This window comes from Teichococcus rhizosphaerae (assembly GCF_002631185.1).
Classification (GTDB): Bacteria; Pseudomonadota; Alphaproteobacteria; order Acetobacterales; family Acetobacteraceae; genus Pseudoroseomonas; species Pseudoroseomonas rhizosphaerae.
In genome coordinates this window covers 12,910-28,824 of the sequence record NZ_PDNU01000021.1, presented here as the reverse complement: position 1 = coordinate 28,824, position 15,915 = coordinate 12,910, and the positions used below count along the sequence as shown (strand labels likewise).

At 72.9% G+C, this 15,915-nt stretch carries 15 protein-coding genes; 7 read left to right on the top strand and 8 right to left on the bottom strand.

Features of this window, described 5'->3' with window-relative positions; genetic code table 11:
• The 5 genes from ccoG to ccoN are packed head-to-tail and all read right to left on the bottom strand — an operon-like array spanning nt 1 to nt 4,784.
• Entirely contained in the window at nt 1-1,482 is a 1,482-nt protein-coding gene (ccoG, locus tag CR162_RS11980; protein ID WP_099095792.1) for a cytochrome c oxidase accessory protein CcoG, read from the bottom strand.
• Between the two features lie 6 nt (nt 1,483-1,488).
• On the bottom strand, nt 1,489-2,364 hold the full coding sequence (gene ccoP / locus CR162_RS11975; protein WP_099095791.1) for a cytochrome-c oxidase, cbb3-type subunit III: 876 nt from the start codon (nt 2,362-2,364) through the stop codon (nt 1,489-1,491).
• Between the two features lie 2 nt (nt 2,365-2,366).
• The gene (locus CR162_RS11970) at nt 2,367-2,543 is read right to left on the bottom strand and encodes a cbb3-type cytochrome c oxidase subunit 3 (RefSeq protein WP_099095790.1); all 177 of its coding nucleotides are present in this window, start codon (nt 2,541-2,543) and stop codon (nt 2,367-2,369) included.
• A gap of 14 nt (nt 2,544-2,557) precedes the next feature.
• Complete coding sequence (ccoO, locus tag CR162_RS11965) at nt 2,558-3,289, bottom strand: cytochrome-c oxidase, cbb3-type subunit II (RefSeq protein WP_099095789.1); 732 nt, start codon at nt 3,287-3,289, stop codon at nt 2,558-2,560.
• Nucleotides 3,290-3,302: 13 nt separating this feature from the next.
• Nucleotides 3,303-4,784, bottom strand: a complete 1,482-nt coding sequence (ccoN, locus tag CR162_RS11960; RefSeq protein WP_099095788.1) for a cytochrome-c oxidase, cbb3-type subunit I — start codon at nt 4,782-4,784, stop codon at nt 3,303-3,305.
• Between the two features lie 282 nt (nt 4,785-5,066).
• On the opposite strand from ccoN, the gene CR162_RS11955 reads away from it, so the two are divergent.
• A complete protein-coding gene (locus CR162_RS11955; protein WP_245870306.1) occupies nt 5,067-5,816 on the top strand; it encodes a DUF2189 domain-containing protein in 750 nt (249 codons plus the stop codon).
• Nucleotides 5,817-5,908: 92 nt separating this feature from the next.
• Nucleotides 5,909-6,823, top strand: coding sequence for a tellurite resistance TerB family protein (locus CR162_RS23110; protein WP_099095862.1), 915 nt, complete (start codon nt 5,909-5,911; stop codon nt 6,821-6,823).
• A 58-nt stretch (nt 6,824-6,881) separates the two neighbouring features.
• Here CR162_RS23110 and CR162_RS11945 read toward each other — a convergent pair whose 3' ends face one another.
• Nucleotides 6,882-7,373 (bottom strand): GNAT family N-acetyltransferase, encoded by a 492-nt coding sequence (locus CR162_RS11945; RefSeq protein ID WP_099095786.1) that lies wholly within the window; start codon nt 7,371-7,373, stop codon nt 6,882-6,884.
• Between the two features lie 157 nt (nt 7,374-7,530).
• On the opposite strand from CR162_RS11945, the gene CR162_RS11940 reads away from it, so the two are divergent.
• From CR162_RS11940 to CR162_RS11925, 4 genes are all read left to right on the top strand, one after another.
• A complete protein-coding gene (locus CR162_RS11940; RefSeq protein ID WP_099095785.1) occupies nt 7,531-8,748 on the top strand; it encodes an amidohydrolase in 1,218 nt (405 codons plus the stop codon).
• Nucleotides 8,745-10,331, top strand: coding sequence for an ABC transporter substrate-binding protein (locus CR162_RS11935; RefSeq protein WP_099095784.1), 1,587 nt, complete (start codon nt 8,745-8,747; stop codon nt 10,329-10,331). The genes CR162_RS11940 and CR162_RS11935 overlap by 4 nt, the downstream gene beginning before the upstream one ends.
• A 126-nt stretch (nt 10,332-10,457) precedes the next feature.
• Nucleotides 10,458-11,474: a Bug family tripartite tricarboxylate transporter substrate binding protein gene (locus CR162_RS11930; RefSeq protein ID WP_099095783.1), complete on the top strand. Its 1,017-nt coding sequence runs from the start codon at nt 10,458-10,460 to the stop codon at nt 11,472-11,474.
• Between the two features lie 184 nt (nt 11,475-11,658).
• A complete protein-coding gene (locus CR162_RS11925; protein WP_099095782.1) occupies nt 11,659-12,630 on the top strand; it encodes a Bug family tripartite tricarboxylate transporter substrate binding protein in 972 nt (323 codons plus the stop codon).
• A gap of 107 nt (nt 12,631-12,737) precedes the next feature.
• On the opposite strand, the gene CR162_RS11920 is transcribed toward CR162_RS11925, so the two are convergent.
• The gene (locus CR162_RS11920; protein WP_245870305.1) at nt 12,738-13,514 is read right to left on the bottom strand and encodes a protein phosphatase CheZ; all 777 of its coding nucleotides are present in this window, start codon (nt 13,512-13,514) and stop codon (nt 12,738-12,740) included.
• An 87-nt stretch (nt 13,515-13,601) separates the two neighbouring features.
• Nucleotides 13,602-14,519 carry a Fe(II)-2OG oxygenase family protein gene (locus CR162_RS11915; RefSeq protein WP_099095781.1) on the bottom strand — a complete coding sequence of 306 codons (918 nt, stop codon included), beginning with the start codon at nt 14,517-14,519 and terminating at the stop codon, nt 13,602-13,604.
• A 158-nt stretch (nt 14,520-14,677) separates the two neighbouring features.
• On the opposite strand from CR162_RS11915, the gene CR162_RS11910 reads away from it, so the two are divergent.
• Complete coding sequence (locus CR162_RS11910) at nt 14,678-15,847, top strand: M20/M25/M40 family metallo-hydrolase (RefSeq protein WP_099095780.1); 1,170 nt, start codon at nt 14,678-14,680, stop codon at nt 15,845-15,847.
• Nucleotides 15,848-15,915: the final 68 nt, after the last annotated feature.

The following is a 15,915-nucleotide window of genomic DNA, read 5'->3' as shown; positions in this document are numbered from 1 at the left end:
TTACTTCGGGCCGAGAAAGACGCTGCGCTCGGACAGCACCGTGCGGCCGGCGGCGTCCAGCAGGCGGAAGCGCACGGGCGTGCTCTCCTGCAGCCGCAGGCCGGGCGGCGCGGTGACCAGGGCGCGCCACTGCGTCACGGCATCGGGCCGCAGCGTCAGCAGCGGGCGCCCATCGGCATCGGCGTCGCTGTCCTGCACCACGAGGCGGAAGCCCTGCGGCGCGTCCAGCGCGAGCGCCAGGGCCGGCTCGCCGCGCAGGCGGTTCTCCAGCTTCAGCGTGTAGGCGTTGCGGGTGCCGCCGTCGGACAGGCGGACATAGAGCGGCGCGCGGTCGCGCAGCACGGTGAGCGTCGCCGTGTCGCGCAGCAGGAAGGCGCCCAGCATGAGCAGCGCCACCGCCCCCAGCACGCCGGCATAGAGCCAGATGCGCGGGCGCGAGAAGCGCACCGGCTGGCGGGCCTTCATGCCGCAGACCTGCCGCACGGGGCCGGGCGCCAGATGCGCCGCGGCGGCCTCGCTGGCGGCGAGGTTGGCCAGCGTCTCGAAGGCGACCAGGCCCTTGGGGCGGCCGATCCGGCCCATCACATCGTCGCAGGCGTCGATGCACAGGCCGCAGCCGATGCATTCGAGCTGCTGGCCGTCGCGGATGTCGATGCCGGTGGGGCAGACATGCACGCAGGCGCGGCAGTCGATGCAGTCGCCGATGCCCTCGGCCTTGGCCTTGCCGCGCGGCTCGCCGCGCCAGGCGCGGTAGGTGACGACGAGCGAGTTCTCGTCGAGCATCGCCGCCTGGAAGCGCGGCCAGGGGCACATGTAGGTGCAGACCTGCTCGCGCGCCCAGCCGGCGAGGCCGTAGGTGGTGAGGGTGAACAGGCCGAAGAAGAAGTAGGTCTCCAGGCTGGCGCGGCCGGTGAACAGCTCGCCCAGCAGCGTCGGCGCGTCCTGGAAGTACATGATCCAGGCACCGCCCGTGGCGGCGGCGATGAGCAGCCACGCCGCGTGCTTGGCCGCCTTGCGCAGCAGCTTGCCGCGGCTCCAGGGCAGGGCGTCGAGCCTCATGCGGGCGTTGCGGTCGCCCTCGATGCGGCGCTCCACCCACATGAACAGGTCGGTCCACACCGTCTGCGGGCAGGCGAAGCCGCACCAGACGCGGCCGAACAGCGAGGTGGCGGCGAACAGCCCGATCGCGCCCAGCACCAGCAGGCCGGTGATGAAGTAGATCTCCTGCGGCCAGATCTCGATGCCGAACAGGAAGATGCGGGCATTGGCCACATCCACCAGCACCGCCTGGCCGGGCATCCCCGGCCCGCGGTCCCAGCGCAGCCAGGGCACCAGGTAGTAGAGGGCGAGGCACAGCGCCAGGATCGCCCACTTGGCCTGCCGCACCCGCCCACGCACGGCGCGCGGATAGACCTTCTGCCGGGTGGCATAGAGCGAGGCCTGGGGCTGCGGGGCGGCGCCCGGCGGGTCGATCCGGCTCATGGCGCGCTACTCCGCCTCGCCGCCGCCGAGGGCATGGACATAGACGGTGAGCATGTTCACCACCGCCGGGTCCAGCCGGGTGTTCCAGGAGGGCATCACGCCGGCGCGGGAATAGGCGATGCTGTGCACCACCGCCGCCTTGTCGCCGCCATAGAGCCAGACCTGGTCGCCGAGGTCGGGCGCGCCCATCTCGCGGTTGCCGCGGCCCGCCTCGCCATGGCAGCTCGCGCAGTTCTCGGCGAAGACCGCGGCGCCGCGCGCGGCGGCCGCCTGGTCGGCGGCGCGGCCGGAGAGCGAGAGCACGTGCTCGGCCACGTCGTTCACCTGCGCCGGCTTCAGCAGCCCGTCGGCCAGGAAGCGCGGCATCATGGTGGCGCGCGCCGCCTCGTCCTCGGTGTTGCGGATGCCGTGGCGGATGGTGTGGCGGATCTCCTCCAGCTTGCCGCCCCACACCCAGTCGTCGTCGGCCAGGCTGGGGAAGCCGCCCGGCGCGCCCTGCCCGCCCGCGCCATGGCAGCCGGCGCAGTTGTTGGCGAAGGCCATGCGCCCGCCGGCGAGGGCGAAGCCGCGCAGGTTGGCGTCGGCCAGGATCTGCTGCGGCGTCGCGGCGCGCAGCGCGTCCAGCATCGGCGCCTGCTGGTTGGCGCGCTCGGCCATCTCGCCCACGATCGCGCCGCGCGCCGTCCAGCCCGTCAGGCCGGTGGCGCCGCGGATGGGCAGCGCGGGGTAGAGCACCACCCAGACCAGCGCGAAGACGATGGTGGCGTAGAAGGTGTAGAGCCACCACCGCGGCAGCGGCGTGTTGAGTTCCTTGATGCCGTCCCATTCATGGCCGGTGGTGTCCCGGCCGCTGACGGCATCCTTCTCGATCTTGGTCGGCATCGTCAGATGCTCCGGTTCGCGCGCGGCGCGCGCGGAAGCTCGTCACGCAGGGGAATGTCGGCCAGCGCCTCGTAGGACCGGCGCCGGCCCGGCCGCAGCACCCAGGCGATGATGAAGCCGAACATCAGGAAGAACCACACCACCCAGGCGGCCTTCAGCATCGGGTAGATCGCGAGCATCGCCCCCTCCCCGCTCACTGCTGCCGCACGCGGTCGGGGGTGACGTCGCTGAACGTCACCAGCGTGCCGAGCATCTGCAGATAGGCCACCACGGCGTCCATCTCGGTGATGTCGCGGCCATTGCCGTCGAAGGCGCCCTGGCGCGCGCGGGCATAGCGGCCCTGGAAGCCGGAGGGGTCCTCGTCGGGCCGGGCCTGCGCCTCGAGGTCGGCGCGGGCGTTGGCGATCATCGCGTCGGTGTAGGGCACGCCCACCGCGCGCTGGCCGCGCAGGTGGTCGGCGATGTCGCGGTAGTCGAGCCTGCGGTCGAGGAAGGCGTAGGGCGGCATCACGCTCTCCGGCACCACCTCGCGCGGGCTGCGCAGATGGGCTGCGTGCCAGTCATCCGAGTAGCGGCCGCCGACGCGGGCGAGATCGGGGCCCGTGCGCTTGCTGCCCCACTGGAAGGGATGGTCGTAGAGGCTCTCGGCGGCGAGGCTGTAGTGGCCATAACGCTCCAGCTCGTCGCGGAACGGGCGGATCATCTGGCTGTGGCAGGTGTAGCAGCCCTCGCGCACATAGATGTCGCGCCCCATCAGCTCGAGCGGCGTGTAGGGGCGGATGCCGTCCACGCGCTCGATCGTGGTCTCGACCGCGAAGAGCGGGATGATCTGCACCAGGCCGCCGATCGAGACCGTGATGAGGGTGAGCACCCCCATCAGGATCAGGTTCTTCTCGACCAGCGCGTGGCTGAGACGACGGAACATTTCTCTCAGTTCCTTATTCGGCGGGCGCGGACAGGGGAAGGATGGCGGGGCGCGCCTCCGGCACGTCGCGCACGGTGCGCCAGAGGTTGTAGGCCATCAGGATGGCGCCGGTGAGGTAGAGCACGCCGCCCAGCATGCGGATGACGTAGTAGGGGTGCATCGCCGCCACCGTCTCCACGAAGGAGTACTGGAGGAAGCCGAGCTCGTCATAGGAGCGCCACATCAGCCCCTGCATGATGCCCGACACCCACATGGCGGTGATGTAGAGGACGATGCCCAGCGTCGCGATCCAGAAGTGCCACTCGGCCAGCTTCTTGGAGTACAGCTCGGTCTTGCCCCACAGGCGCGGCACCAGCCAGTAGAGCGCGCCGAAGGTGATGAAGCCGTTCCAGCCCAGCGCGCCGGAATGCACATGGCCGATGGTCCAGTCGGTGTAGTGCGACAGCGCGTTCACCGCCTTGATCGACATCACCGGCCCCTCGAAGGTGGCCATGGCGTAGAAGCCCACGGCGGCGACGGAGAAGCGCAGGCCCGGATCGGTGCGCAGCTTGTCCCAGGCGCCGGAGAGCGTCATCAGCCCGTTGATCATGCCGCCCCAGGAGGGCATCCACAGCATGATCGAGAACACCATGCCGAGCGTCTGCGCCCAGTCCGGCAGCGCGGTGTAGTGCAGGTGGTGCGGGCCTGCCCAGATGTAGAGGAAGATCAGCGACCAGAAGTGGATGATCGACAGCCGGTAGGAATAGACCGGACGCTCGGCCTGCTTCGGGATGAAGTAGTACATGATGCCGAGGAAGCCCGCGGTCAGGAAGAAGCCCACCGCGTTGTGGCCGTACCACCACTGGATCATCGCGTCCTGCACGCCGGAGGCGGCGCCATAGGACTTGGCGTGGCCGAGGGTCAGCGGCAGCGCGATGTTGTTGCCGATGTGCAGCATCGCCACCGTGATGATGAAGGCGAGGAAGAACCAGTTGGCGACATAGATGTGCGGCTCCTCGCGCTTCACGATGGTGCCGCCGAAGGCGACCAGGTAGGCCACCCACACCACCGTCAGCCACAGGTCCACATACCATTCGGGCTCGGCGTATTCCTTGCCCTGGGTCACGCCCAGCACATAGCCCAGCGCCGCCATGACGATGAAGAACTGGTAGCCGGCGAACAGGAACCAGCCCATCTCCTCGCCGCCGAAGAGGCGCGCGCGGCAGGTGCGCTGCACGACGTAGAGGCTGGTGCAGAGCAGCGCGTTGCCGCCGAAGGCGAAGATGACGGCGCTGGTGTGCACCGGCCGCAGCCGGCCGAAGGTGGTCCACTCCAGATCGAGGTTCAGCAGCGGGAAGGCGAGCTGGGCCGCGATGACCACGCCGGCCAGGAAGCCCACGATGCCCCAGAACAGCGTGGCCACCGCCATGGCCCGGATGGGGCCGTCCACATAGCTCTCCTGCCGCCACGTGCCGCTGAGTGCGGCGAGGCGCGCGGCGTGGCCTCCTTCGGGCATGGTCGAGATCTCCGGTCGTCTGCGGGGGAGGCCGCCCCCGGTGCGGCCGCGCCGGCCTGCCAGGGCCCGCGCGGGTTCGGAGTGCAGGTAGCGCCCGCCCCCTCGCGAGTCCTTGATCCGCATCAACTCCGCACGCGCCCCCCGCCGCTATGGTGCGCCGGCAACACAGGGAGCACGCCGATGCCGCGGCCGCACGCCATCGACCCCCAACACGGCCCCCAGCATAGCCCCAGGCAGGACCCCCAGCCGGCCGCGCAGCCCGCCATCCCGGCGCCGTGCGCCGTGCCGCATGACCGCCCCTGGGCCTGGCTGGCGGCGGGCTGGAACGATCTCTGGGCCTCGCCGGTGCTGGGGCTCTCCTATGGCGCGGCGCTCGCGCTGGGCGGCTGGGTGCTGGCCCTGCTGGCGCAGCGGACGCAGACGCTCTGGGCCATCCTGCCCGCCACGGCCGGCTTCTTCCTGGTGGCGCCGCTGCTGGCGGCCGGGCTCTACGAGGTCTCGCGCCGCCGCGCCGTCGGGCTCGGCAGCTCCTGGCCGCAGGCGCTGGACGGCTTCCGCCGCAATGGCGGGCAGCTGGCGATGATGGGCGGCGTGCTGCTGCTGCTGCACCTGTTCTGGGTGCGGCTGGCCGGGCTGCTCTTCGCCCTCTGCTTCGGCGCCGGCGCCACCCCCTCGCTGGAGCGGCTGCCGCTGGACATGCTGGCCTCCGAGCGGCTGCTGCCCTTCCTCATCGCCGGCACGGGGGCGGGCTTCCTGCTGGCGGCGCTGGCCTTCGGCATCTCCGCCCTGTCCATCCCGATGCTGGTGGCGCGCGACGTCTCCGCCATCGAGGCGGTGATCGCCTCCTGGCGCGGGGTGATGGAGAACTGGCGCGCCATGACGCTGTGGGCCGGGCTGATCGTGCTGTTCACCGGGCTCGCGCTGGTGCCGTTCTTCCTGGGCCTGGTCGTGGCGCTGCCGCTGATCGGCCATGCCACCTGGCACGCCTATCGCGACATCTATCCCGACCAGCCCTGGGGGCCGGCGCCATAGGGCGCCAGGCCCCGCGCGCCGCGTCCCGCACACCGTTTCATGAACGCCGCGTCACCTTGCGCGCCACCCCGCGCCTTCCGACATGCACCGGCATGATCGACGCCAAAGCCCTCCTCGACCGCTTCCTCGGTGCCGGCGGAGCGGGCCTGCCCGGCCAGCCTGGCGCCCCTCCCTCCTCCAGCCCGGCCTCCCCCCCGGCCTCTCCCCCGGCCTCTCCCCCGGCCTCTCCCTGGGGCGTGCCGCAGCAACCCGGCGGCGCCTTTCCGGGCGGCAGCCCGACGGGCGGGAATCCGCTGGGAGGCAACCTGCTGGGCGGCGGCTCGCTGGCCGGCGGCCTGGCCCAGGCCGCGCAGCAGGTGCTCGGCCGTGGCGGCAGCGGCGGCCTGGGCGGCCTCGGCGGGCTGGCGGGCATCACCGCCGCCGGCGGCCTGCTCGGCACCATGATGGGCAAGAAGGCGGGCAAGCGCGGCGGCGGCGGGCTGATGAGCCATGGCGGCGCGGCGCTGCTCGGCGCCCTGGCCCACCGGGCGTGGCAGAACTGGCAGGCCGGGCAGGCGCCCCAGGCCGCGCCCGTCGCCACGGCGCGCGACGTGGAGGCGGTGGAGCCCCGCTTCCTGCCCGGTGCCACGCCGGCGGCGGGGGGCGAGGCCTTCGAGCTGTCCCTGATCCGCGCCATGATCGGCGCCGCCCGGGCCGACGGGCATATCGACGCGGAAGAGCGGGCGCGCATCTTCGGGCAGGTGGAGAAGGCGGGGCTGGACGCCGAGGCCAAGGCCTTCGTCTTCGACACGCTGGACGCGCCGATCGGGGTCAGCGAGGTCGCCGCCGCGGCGCGGACGCCGGAGCAGGCGGCCGAGATCTACCTCGTCTCCTGCCTCGCGGCGGACCCGGACGAGCCGGCCGAGCGCGCCTATCTCGAGGCGCTGGCGCACCGGCTGAAGCTGCCCGAGGGGCTGGCCGCGCATCTGGAGCGGCAGGCCGGCGCCGCCGCCGCGCCGCAGGGCTGAACGCCGCCCCGGGCCGGGTGCCCCCCGGCCTGGGCGTCCTGCCGCAGGGCGCGCCGCCCTACAGCCGGCGCGTCATGAACAGCAGGTCCAGCCAGCGGTCGAACTTGCGGCCCACCTCGCGCAGCAGCCCCGCCTCCTCGAACCCGGCCTTGCGGTGCAGGGCCACGGAGGCGGCGTTGCCCGCCTCGATGGCGCCCACCATCACATGCAGCCCGGCCGCCCGGCCACGGGCCACCAGCGCCTCCAGCAGCGCCAGCCCCACGCCCCGCCCCTGCGCCGCCGGGTCCACATAGACCGAATGCTCCGCCGTCGCCGCGAAGCCGGCGAAGGGGCGGAAGTCGCCATAGCTGGCGAAGCCGCGCACCACCCCGCCATCCACCGCCACCAGCACCGGCAGCCCGCGCCCCTGCCGCTCGCGCAGCCAGGCCTGCCGCGCCTCCAGCGTCGCCTCGGCGGTGTGCCAGATGGCGGTGGTCTCGCGGATGGCCTGGTTCAGGATGGCCAGGAGGGCGGGCAGGTCGGCCTCGGTGGCGTCGCGGATCTCGGGCATGGTCGGGTGGGTCCTGCTGCGGAAGCGGGGGCATTCTTCCACCATGCTGGACAATCGTCCACGGAAGGCGCCTCTATCCGCGCAGCCCCGGTTGACCGCGCGGGGGGCTCGGCCCAGTTTGCCGGCCTTTCGAGCGCAGCCAGGGAAGGCAGGCACCATGCGGCAGGACATCCTCGACGAGATCAAGGCCTATGAGCCGGAGCTGACGGAGATCCGCCGCGACATCCACCGCCACCCCGAGACCCGCTTCGAGGAGCACCGCACCGCCGCCCTGGTGGCCGCCAAGCTGCGCGAATGGGGGCTGGAGGTGGCGGAGGGCATCGGCGGCACCGGTGTCGTCGGCACGCTGCGCGGCACGGCGGGGGCGGGCAGCAACCAGCCCCGCGCCATCGGCCTGCGCGCCGACATGGACGCGCTGTTCATCCAGGAGGAGAACAGCTTCGCCCACGCCTCCACCGTACCCGGCAAGATGCATGCCTGCGGCCATGACGGCCACACCGCCATGCTGCTCGGCGCCGCCAAGTACCTCGCCCGCAAGCCGGACTTCGCCGGCACCGTCCACTTCATCTTCCAGCCCGCCGAGGAGGCCGGCACCGGCGCCCCGGCGATGATCCGGGACGGGCTGTTCGAGCGCTTCCCCGTCGATGCCGTCTATGGCATGCACAACACGCCGGGCATGGCCGTGGGCGAGTTCGCCACCCGCCCCGGCCCGATCCTGGCCGGCGCCGATTTCTGGGGCGTCAGCTTCCACGGCACGGGCGGGCATGGCGGTGCCGCCCCCCACCTCGCCACCGACGTGACGGTGGTGCTGGGCCACTTCCTGCTGGCCGTCCACACCATCCTGCCGCGCAACCTCAAGCCCACCGAGAGCGCCGCGCTCTCCGTCGGCCACGTCAATGGCGGCACCTTCGGCTCGCCCAACGTGATGCCGGCCAAGGTGACGGTGCGCGGCACGGCGCGCTACTTCCGCCCCGAGGCGCAGGCGGTGATCCAGCGGCGCCTGAAGGAGCTGGCCGAGACGCTGGCCGCGGCGCATGGCTGCACGGCCGAGTTCACCTACGAGGCGCTCTGCCCGCCCACCGTCAACGCGCCGGAGAAGGTGCCGGTGGCCAATGCCGCAGCCGCCGCGCTGGTGGGCGAGGCCAATGTGGGCGAGTTCCCGATGAGCACGGGCGGCGAGGACTTCGCCTTCATGCTGCAGGAGAAGCCCGGCGTGTTCATGCGCATCGGCAACGGCGTGAACGCCGATGGCAGCTTCCACAACGTCCACACGCCGCAATATGACTTCAATGACGGGATCCTGGCCCTCGGCGCCGCCTACTGGGCGAGCCTGGTGCGGCAGGAGCTCGGCGCCAACGCGGAGGACCGCGCATGACCACCCTTCCTTCCCGCTTCCGGGCCGCGCTGCTGGGCGCGGCGGCGCTGCTCGGCCTCGGCGCCGCGCCGCTCGGCGCGCAGACGCTGAGCATGGGCGTCTCGGCGCCCCCCGCCAGCATCGACCCGCAATACTACACGCTGACGCCGAGCATCATGCTCTCGGCGCACATGTTCGAGGGGCTGACCCGGCGCGACGAGAATGCGCGCATCCGCCCCGCCCTGGCCGAATCCTGGCGGCTGGTGGACGACACGACCTGGGAGTTCACGCTCCGCCAGGGGGTGCGGTTCCACAATGGCGAGGCGCTCACCGCGGAGGACGTGGCCTATTCCATCCGCCGCGTGCCCACGGTGCAGAGCCCGAGCTCCTTCGCCGTCTACACCCGCGCCATCACCGGCATGGAGGTGGTGGACGACCGCACCATCCGCCTCAAGACCGCCAGCCCCTACCCGCTGCTGCCCAACGACCTGTCGCAGATCTTCATCATCCCGCGCAGCCTGGGCGAGAACGTCGCCTCGGCCGCCTTCAACAGCGACCAGGTGGCGATCGGCACGGGCCCGTTCCGCTTCGTCCGCTACGCGCCGAACGACCGGGTGGAGATGGTGCGCAACGACGCCTACTGGGGCGACAAGCCCGAATGGGAGAAGGTCGACTACCGCATCATCACCAACAACGGCCCCCGCGTCGCCGCCCTGCTGTCGGGGGACGTCGCGATGATCGACAACGTGCCCACCCCCGACATCGCCAAGCTGCGCTCGGACAACCGCGTGACGCTGGTGGAGGGCACCAGCCTGCGGCTGATCTTCCTCGGCCTCGACGTGTTCCGCGACGGCGCCACCCCCGACATCACCGGCCCCGACGGCGAGGCGCTGGCCAGGAACCCGCTGCAGGACCGGCGGGTGCGCGAGGCGCTCTCCATCGCCATCAACCGCCCCGCCATCGCGCAGCGGGTGATGGAGGGGGCCGCCGTGCCGGCCGGGCAGTTCATGCCCGAGGGCGCCTTCGGCTACGAGCCCGCCATCCCCGTGCCCGCCTATGACGTGAACCGCGCCCGCGCCCTGCTGGCCGAGGCCGGCTACCCGAAGGGCTTCACCGTCACCCTGCGCGGCCCGAACGACCGCTACGTCAACGACGCGCAGATCCTGCAGGTGGTGGCGCAGATGTGGACCCGCATCGGCGTGCGCACGCAGGTGGACGCGCAGCCGCTGGCCACGCTGATCGGCCGGCTGAGCCGCAACGAAGCCTCCGCCTACCTGCTCGGCTGGAGCAACAGCCTGGGCGAGCCCTCCACCTCGCTGCGCGCCATCCTCGGCACCCGCGCGCCGGAGAAGGGCCTCGGCCTTTCCAACTATGGCCGCTACTCCAACCCGGAGATGGACCGGCTGACGGCGCAGGGCCTCGCCACGCTCGACGAGGGCGAGCGCGAGCGGCTGCACCGCCAGGCGATGAAGCTGGCCATGGAGGACGTGGCGATCGTCCCGCTGCACACCCAGAAGAGCGTGTGGGGCCTGCGCCGCGGCCTGACCTACACCCCGCGCGTGGACGAGCAGACCGTGGCCACCGAGGTGCGCAGCGCGCGCTGAGCCGCGCGCCGGGACAATCCGGCCGGGGCGTGGCCTTAAGGGCTTGCCCCGGCCGATCGGAATGCGACATGAACCGAGGCGGACAAGGCCGGCGCACGGGATGCCGGCCACCGCGAGGAGACGATCATGCCGCACCTGCACCGCCGCGCCCTGATGGGCGCCGCCGCCAGCCTGCCCATCGCCGCCCCCCTTCTGGGCCGCGCCGCCCGCGCGCAGGATGCCGGCGACTGGCCGAACCGCTCCGTGCGGCTGGTCGTGCCCTTCGTGCCCGCCGGCACCACCGACATCGCCGCGCGCATCCTGGCCGCCCGCCTCCAGCAGCGCCTGGGCCAGCCCTTTCCCGTGGAGAACCGCGCGGGCGCCGGCGGCAACATCGGCTCGGACGTCGTCGCCAAGGCGGATCCGGACGGCTACACCCTGCTGATGCAGACGGTCTCCTCCGGCGCCATCAACTACGCGCTGTATGAGGGGCAGATCCCCTACAAGCCGTCCGACCTCGCCAATGTCGGGCTGCTGATCCGCGTGCCCAACGTCATCTTCGTCACCAACTCGCTGCCGGTGAAGACGCTGGCGGAGCTGGTGGCGCTCGCCAAGTCGAAGCCCGGCGAGCTCAACCACGGCTCCTCCGGCGCCGGCACCTCGCTGCACATGACGGGCGAGCTGCTGAAGCTGGAGGCCGGCATCCAGATGACGCACGTCCCCTTCCGCGGCGCGGGGCCCATGCTGGCCGAGATCATGGCCGGCCGCATCGAGGTGGGCGTGGACAACCTCCCCTCCGCCATCGGCCACATCCGCGAGGGGCGGCTGCGGGCGCTGGCCGTCACCACCGCCACCCGCTCCGAGGCCCTGCCCGACGTGCCGACCACCGCCGAGGCGGGCTATCCCGGCGTGGAGGCCACCGGCTGGTTCGGCGTGCAGGCGCCGGCCCGCACGCCCAGGCCCATCGTCCAGAAGCTCGGCGCCGAGATCAACGCCATCGTGGGCGAGCCGGAAACCTGGGCCAAGCTTGCCGATCTCGGTGGAATGAAGCCCAACCTGATCCCCGGCGGCGGCACCAGCCCCGAGGCCTACGAGGCCTTCGTGGCGGCCGAGGTGAAGAAATGGGCCGAGGTGGTGCGCCGCTCCGGCGCCAAGGTGGACTGAGGGCGGCCGGCGGCGGGAACGGGGCGGCGGGAACGGGGCGGCGGGAACGGGGCGGCGCCCCCGAGGGACGGGAGGCGAGGGGAGAGGCGGGGCGCATCTTCCCGCCGCCTTTCTCCCAGCCCCAGCTTGCCACTGCGCCTCCGCTGGTCTAGCTGGCCCCGGAAACGTTCTCGGAGGAAGCGCCATGACGCTGTCTCGCCGCCTCGTGCTGGCTGGTGCCGGGCTGATCGCCGCGCCCGCGCTGCTGCGCGCCCAGCCCGCCTTTCCCAACCGCCCCGTGCGCCTCGTGGTGCCCTTCCCCGGCGGCGGCGCCACCGACGTGACGGCCCGGCTGGTGGCCGAGCGCCTCTCGGCCATGCTGGGCCAGCCGGTGGTGGTGGACAACCGCCCCGGCGCCGGCGGCATGCTGGGCTCCGACATGGTGGCCAAGGCCGAGCCGGACGGCCACACGCTGCTGATGTGCACCATCGGCACCGCCAGCATCAACCAGTACCTCTACTCCAACATGCCCTACCAGGTCTCGGCGCTGACCGAGCTGGCGCTGGTGAACTCGCTCGCCAACGTCATCGCCGTGCCGGCCAGCAGCCCGCTCAAGACCTTCAAGGACCTGCTGGAGAAGGCGAAGGCCGAGAAGGGCACCCTCACCTACGGCACGCCGGGCAACGGCACCTCCGGCCACATGTGCGGCGAGCTGATCAAGCACCGCACCGGCACCGACATCATCCACGTGCCCTATCGCGGCAGCGCGGCGGTGATCCCCGACCTGCTGGCCGGCCGCCTCGACATGGCGATCGACAACCTCCCCCCCTACCTGCCGCACATCAACGAGGGCCGGCTGCGGGCGCTGGCGGTGACCAGCAAGGCGCGCTGGTTCGCCCTGCCGGACGTGCCGACCGTGGCGGAGCTGGGCGTGGAGGGCTTCGAGGCCGAGGCCTGGTTCGGCCTGCAGGCCCCGGCCCGCACGCCGCGCCCGGTCCTGGAGCGGGTTTCCGGCCATGTGGCCGAGATCCTCAAGGAGCCCGAGGTGCTGGCCAAGCTGCGCGACCTGGGCAGCGAGCCGCGCCCGATGGGCCCGCAGGAATTCTCCGCCTTCATCCAGGCGGAGAACGTCAAGTGGAAGGAAGTGGTCCGCGTCTCCGGCGCGCGGCTGGACTGAGGCGAAGCGGCGCCGGCCTCCAGGCCGCGCGCCGCACCCCCGCCGCCACAGGGCGGCGGGATGGCGCCCCTGCCTCCCTCCCCTTGCCACGGCGCGCTGCGCCGGGCTCAGCCGTTCAGCAGCGCGTCGATCTCCGCCTGCGACATCGGCGCGGCGGCCGGCGCGGGCGCGGCGCCTGCCAGCAGCGCGTCGATGGCCTCCTGGGACAGGTCCGGCCCCGCCTGGGCGGCAGCGCTGGTGGTGCAGATCCGCGTCGGCACCGCGACCTGCTCCACCGCCGCGCCGGCGGCGCCCACCCCCGGCACGATCTGCTCCAGCATCGTCTCCACCTGCTGCAGGTGCTGGATGGCGCGGCGGATGCGCTGGCCGGTGATGTCCTGGAAGCTGCAGGCCTCGAAGATCGAGTTCACCCTGGCCGACAGCGCCTCGATCGAGGCCTGGTCCTTCTGCCCGCCGCTGATCCAGGCCTGGATCGCCTCGGTGGCCTCCATGATGGTGTTGGCCGCCGCCTCGGTCGCCTGCACCACCGCCTCCAGCTCCAGCCCGCTGTTGCGGGTGCTGGCGGCGGGAATGGCGACGAGCTTGGCGATCTGCTCGTGCACCAGGGCGAGCCTGCGCGAGATCTTCTCCTCCGCCATGTCGGCCATGTCGGAGGTGGCGGCGAGCTCGGCGCTCAGCTCGGCGATGCGGCGGTCGACAAAGGCGCGCAGCTCCCGGAGCGGCGCTCCCATCTCCTCGCGCAGGGCCGCGCGCAACGCCGCGCGCAGGTCAGGGTCCGAACCGCCGGCGGGAATTTCCGGCATGGGGCCTTCCGGCACGGGGCTTTCCGGCGCGGCTCTGCCGGAGGCGGGATGGGCCTGGGCGTTCATCAGGGGCTCCGGCACGACGGTGGTGCGTTCCTTGTGCCGTGGCGGCGGTGAACAAAGCCCTAAGGCGGCCCACCGCCCGCCACGCCGCGCCGCGCGGGCGCCTCACGCCTCCGCGTCGCGCAGCGCCATGAAGGGGCCGTCCGACAGGCGCGAGCTCGGCATCACCAGGGGCAGCGCCGAAAGGCCGGGCATGCGGGACGCCCAGACCAGGAAGGGGTTGACGCAAAGCAGGTCGCCCGGCCGCAGCGGCAGCCGCAGCGCCAGGCCGGGCGTCGCCGCCGCATCGTCGAGCGCCGCGAGCGCGCCGCCACAGGCCCGCTCGTCCAGCGCCGCGCGGTCGCAGCGGGCGGCGAACACGCCGCCCGTCACGGCAAAGACCGGCAGGCTCCCCTCCGCGACCCCGGGCGACAGGTCGGCCTCCTCCGGCGCTTCCTCCCCGCGGTCTTCCCGCTCCCCTCCCTGCTCTCCCGGGGGCACCGCACCCTGCGCCCCGCCAGGCTCCGGCCCCGCGGGCGGCGCGCCAGGCCGCGCGGAGGGCAGCGCGTGAGGAAGGGGGCGGTAGAGCACCTCCAGCGCGGCGCGGTCGTTCTTCAGCAGCGCGTTGTGCAGGGCGGCGGCGGAAAGCAGCGTCACCTCCACCGCCTCGCGGCACAGCAGCAGCAGCGCGTCGCAGGGCTCGGTGTGCCAAGGGCCGGCGGCGGGGCCGGCGGGCAGCGGGGCGTGCACGGCGCGGCCCATGCGGCTGCCCAGCAGGCCAAGCAGCGCCGCCGGCCCGGCCGGCAGCGGCAGCCCGCGCAGCAGCGCGAAGCCCAGCCCATGCGCCAGCCGCTCGGCCAGCTGCGCCAGCAGCGGGTCCAGCCGCGTCAGGGGCGTGCCCGGAATGGCGAGCGCCGCCTCGATCTCGGCCGCGATGCCGCCGCCGAGCGGCAGCATCCAGTCGGCCGGGCTCAGGCTGCTGCCGAGCCACAGATGCGGGCCGGTCTGCGGGGCGATCCGGCGGGGGGGAGAAGGTTCGGTCATCGGCGGCCATGTTTAGCAGGGACGGCGCGGGATGCATCATGGCGCGGTGGAGGCGGCGGGGGCGCCGCGCCCGGCCGTCTCCCCCCTTGCCACCTTTCCCACCCCACCGCACCCTGCCCGGCCCTTCATGCCCCACGCAGCCGGGAGAGATCCGCCCCATGGACGCCACCGAGACCCACGCCGACCAGCCCGAGGCGCAGCGCGCCCTGGCGCTGCCCTTCGAGGCCGCGTCCCTGCTGGAGGGGCTGCGCCCCTGGGTGGAGTGCGAAAGCCCGACCTTCGACGCCGCTGCCGTCAACCGCATGATGTCGCTGGCGGCGCGCGACCTCGCCGTGCTCGGCGCGCGGGTCGAGCGCATTCCCGGCCGGATGGGCCTCGGCGACTGCGTGCGCGCCCGCTTCCCGCACCCCGATGGCGAGATGGAGGGCGGCATCCTGGTGCTGGCGCATCTCGACACCGTCCACCCCGTCGGCACGCTGGGCGCCCTGCCCTTCCGCGTCGAGGGCGACCGCGCCTTCGGCCCCGGCATCTGCGACATGAAGGGCGGCACCTTCATCGCCCTGCAGGCCGTGGCGGCGATGATGCAGGCCGGCATCGCGACGCGCCGGCCCGTCACCTTCCTGCTGACCAGCGACGAGGAGATCGGCAGCCCCTCGACGCGCGACCTGATCGAGGCCGAGGCGGCACGGCACGAGGTGGTGCTGGTGCCCGAGCCCGCCCGCCCCGATGGCGGGGTGGTGACGGGGCGCTACGCCATCGCCCGCTTCAACCTCCGCACCACGGGCCGCCCGAGCCACGCGGGCTCCGCCCTGTCCGACGGGCGCAGCGCGATCCGCGAGATGTGCCGCCAGGTGCTGGCCATCGAGGCGATGACCACCGAGGCCTGCACCTTCTCGGTGGGCGTGCTGCATGGCGGGCAATGGGTCAACTGCGTCGCCACCCATTGCGACGCCGAGGCGCTGACCATGGCCAAGCGGCAGGAGGACCTCGACCATGCGGTGGAGCGGATGCTGGCCCTGTCCGCCAGCGCCGACGACGTGCGGCTCGAGGTGCGCCGCGGCGTCACCCGGCCGGTCTGGGAGCCGGATGCCAGCACCATGGGCCTCTATCGCACCGCCCAGGGGCTGGCGGCGAAGCTCGGCTTCGCGATCAGCCACCAGAGCGCCGGCGGCGGCTCGGACGGCAACTTCACCGGCGCCATGGGCATCCCCACGCTGGACGGGCTCGGCGTTCGGGGGGCGGGCATCCACACCCTGCAGGAGCACCTGCTGATCGACAGCCTGGTGCCGCGCGCGCGGCTCTTCGCCGGGCTGCTGGCCAGCGTCTGAGGCAGCCCCTTCCCCGGAGGGCGGGCTTCCGGGGGAGCCCTTCGGGGAGATCCGGAAGCGCCGCGCGG

Excerpts from the sequence above, each read along its gene's own strand:
- ccoG (WP_099095792.1), bottom strand. The coding sequence starts at position 1,482 with ATGAGCCGGATCGACCCGCCGGGCGCCGCCCCGCAGCCCCAGGCCTCG.
- ccoP (WP_099095791.1), bottom strand. The coding sequence starts at position 2,364 with ATGCCGACCAAGATCGAGAAGGATGCCGTCAGCGGCCGGGACACCACC.
- CR162_RS11970 (WP_099095790.1), bottom strand. The coding sequence starts at position 2,543 with ATGCTCGCGATCTACCCGATGCTGAAGGCCGCCTGGGTGGTGTGGTTC.
- ccoO (WP_099095789.1), bottom strand. The coding sequence starts at position 3,289 with ATGTTCCGTCGTCTCAGCCACGCGCTGGTCGAGAAGAACCTGATCCTG.
- ccoN (WP_099095788.1), bottom strand. The coding sequence starts at position 4,784 with ATGCCCGAAGGAGGCCACGCCGCGCGCCTCGCCGCACTCAGCGGCACG.
- CR162_RS23110 (WP_099095862.1), top strand. The coding sequence starts at position 5,909 with ATGATCGACGCCAAAGCCCTCCTCGACCGCTTCCTCGGTGCCGGCGGA.
- CR162_RS11945 (WP_099095786.1), bottom strand. The coding sequence starts at position 7,373 with ATGCCCGAGATCCGCGACGCCACCGAGGCCGACCTGCCCGCCCTCCTG.
- CR162_RS11940 (WP_099095785.1), top strand. The coding sequence starts at position 7,531 with ATGCGGCAGGACATCCTCGACGAGATCAAGGCCTATGAGCCGGAGCTG.
- CR162_RS11935 (WP_099095784.1), top strand. The coding sequence starts at position 8,745 with ATGACCACCCTTCCTTCCCGCTTCCGGGCCGCGCTGCTGGGCGCGGCG.
- CR162_RS11930 (WP_099095783.1), top strand. The coding sequence starts at position 10,458 with ATGCCGCACCTGCACCGCCGCGCCCTGATGGGCGCCGCCGCCAGCCTG.
- CR162_RS11925 (WP_099095782.1), top strand. The coding sequence starts at position 11,659 with ATGACGCTGTCTCGCCGCCTCGTGCTGGCTGGTGCCGGGCTGATCGCC.
- CR162_RS11915 (WP_099095781.1), bottom strand. The coding sequence starts at position 14,519 with ATGACCGAACCTTCTCCCCCCCGCCGGATCGCCCCGCAGACCGGCCCG.
- CR162_RS11910 (WP_099095780.1), top strand. The coding sequence starts at position 14,678 with ATGGACGCCACCGAGACCCACGCCGACCAGCCCGAGGCGCAGCGCGCC.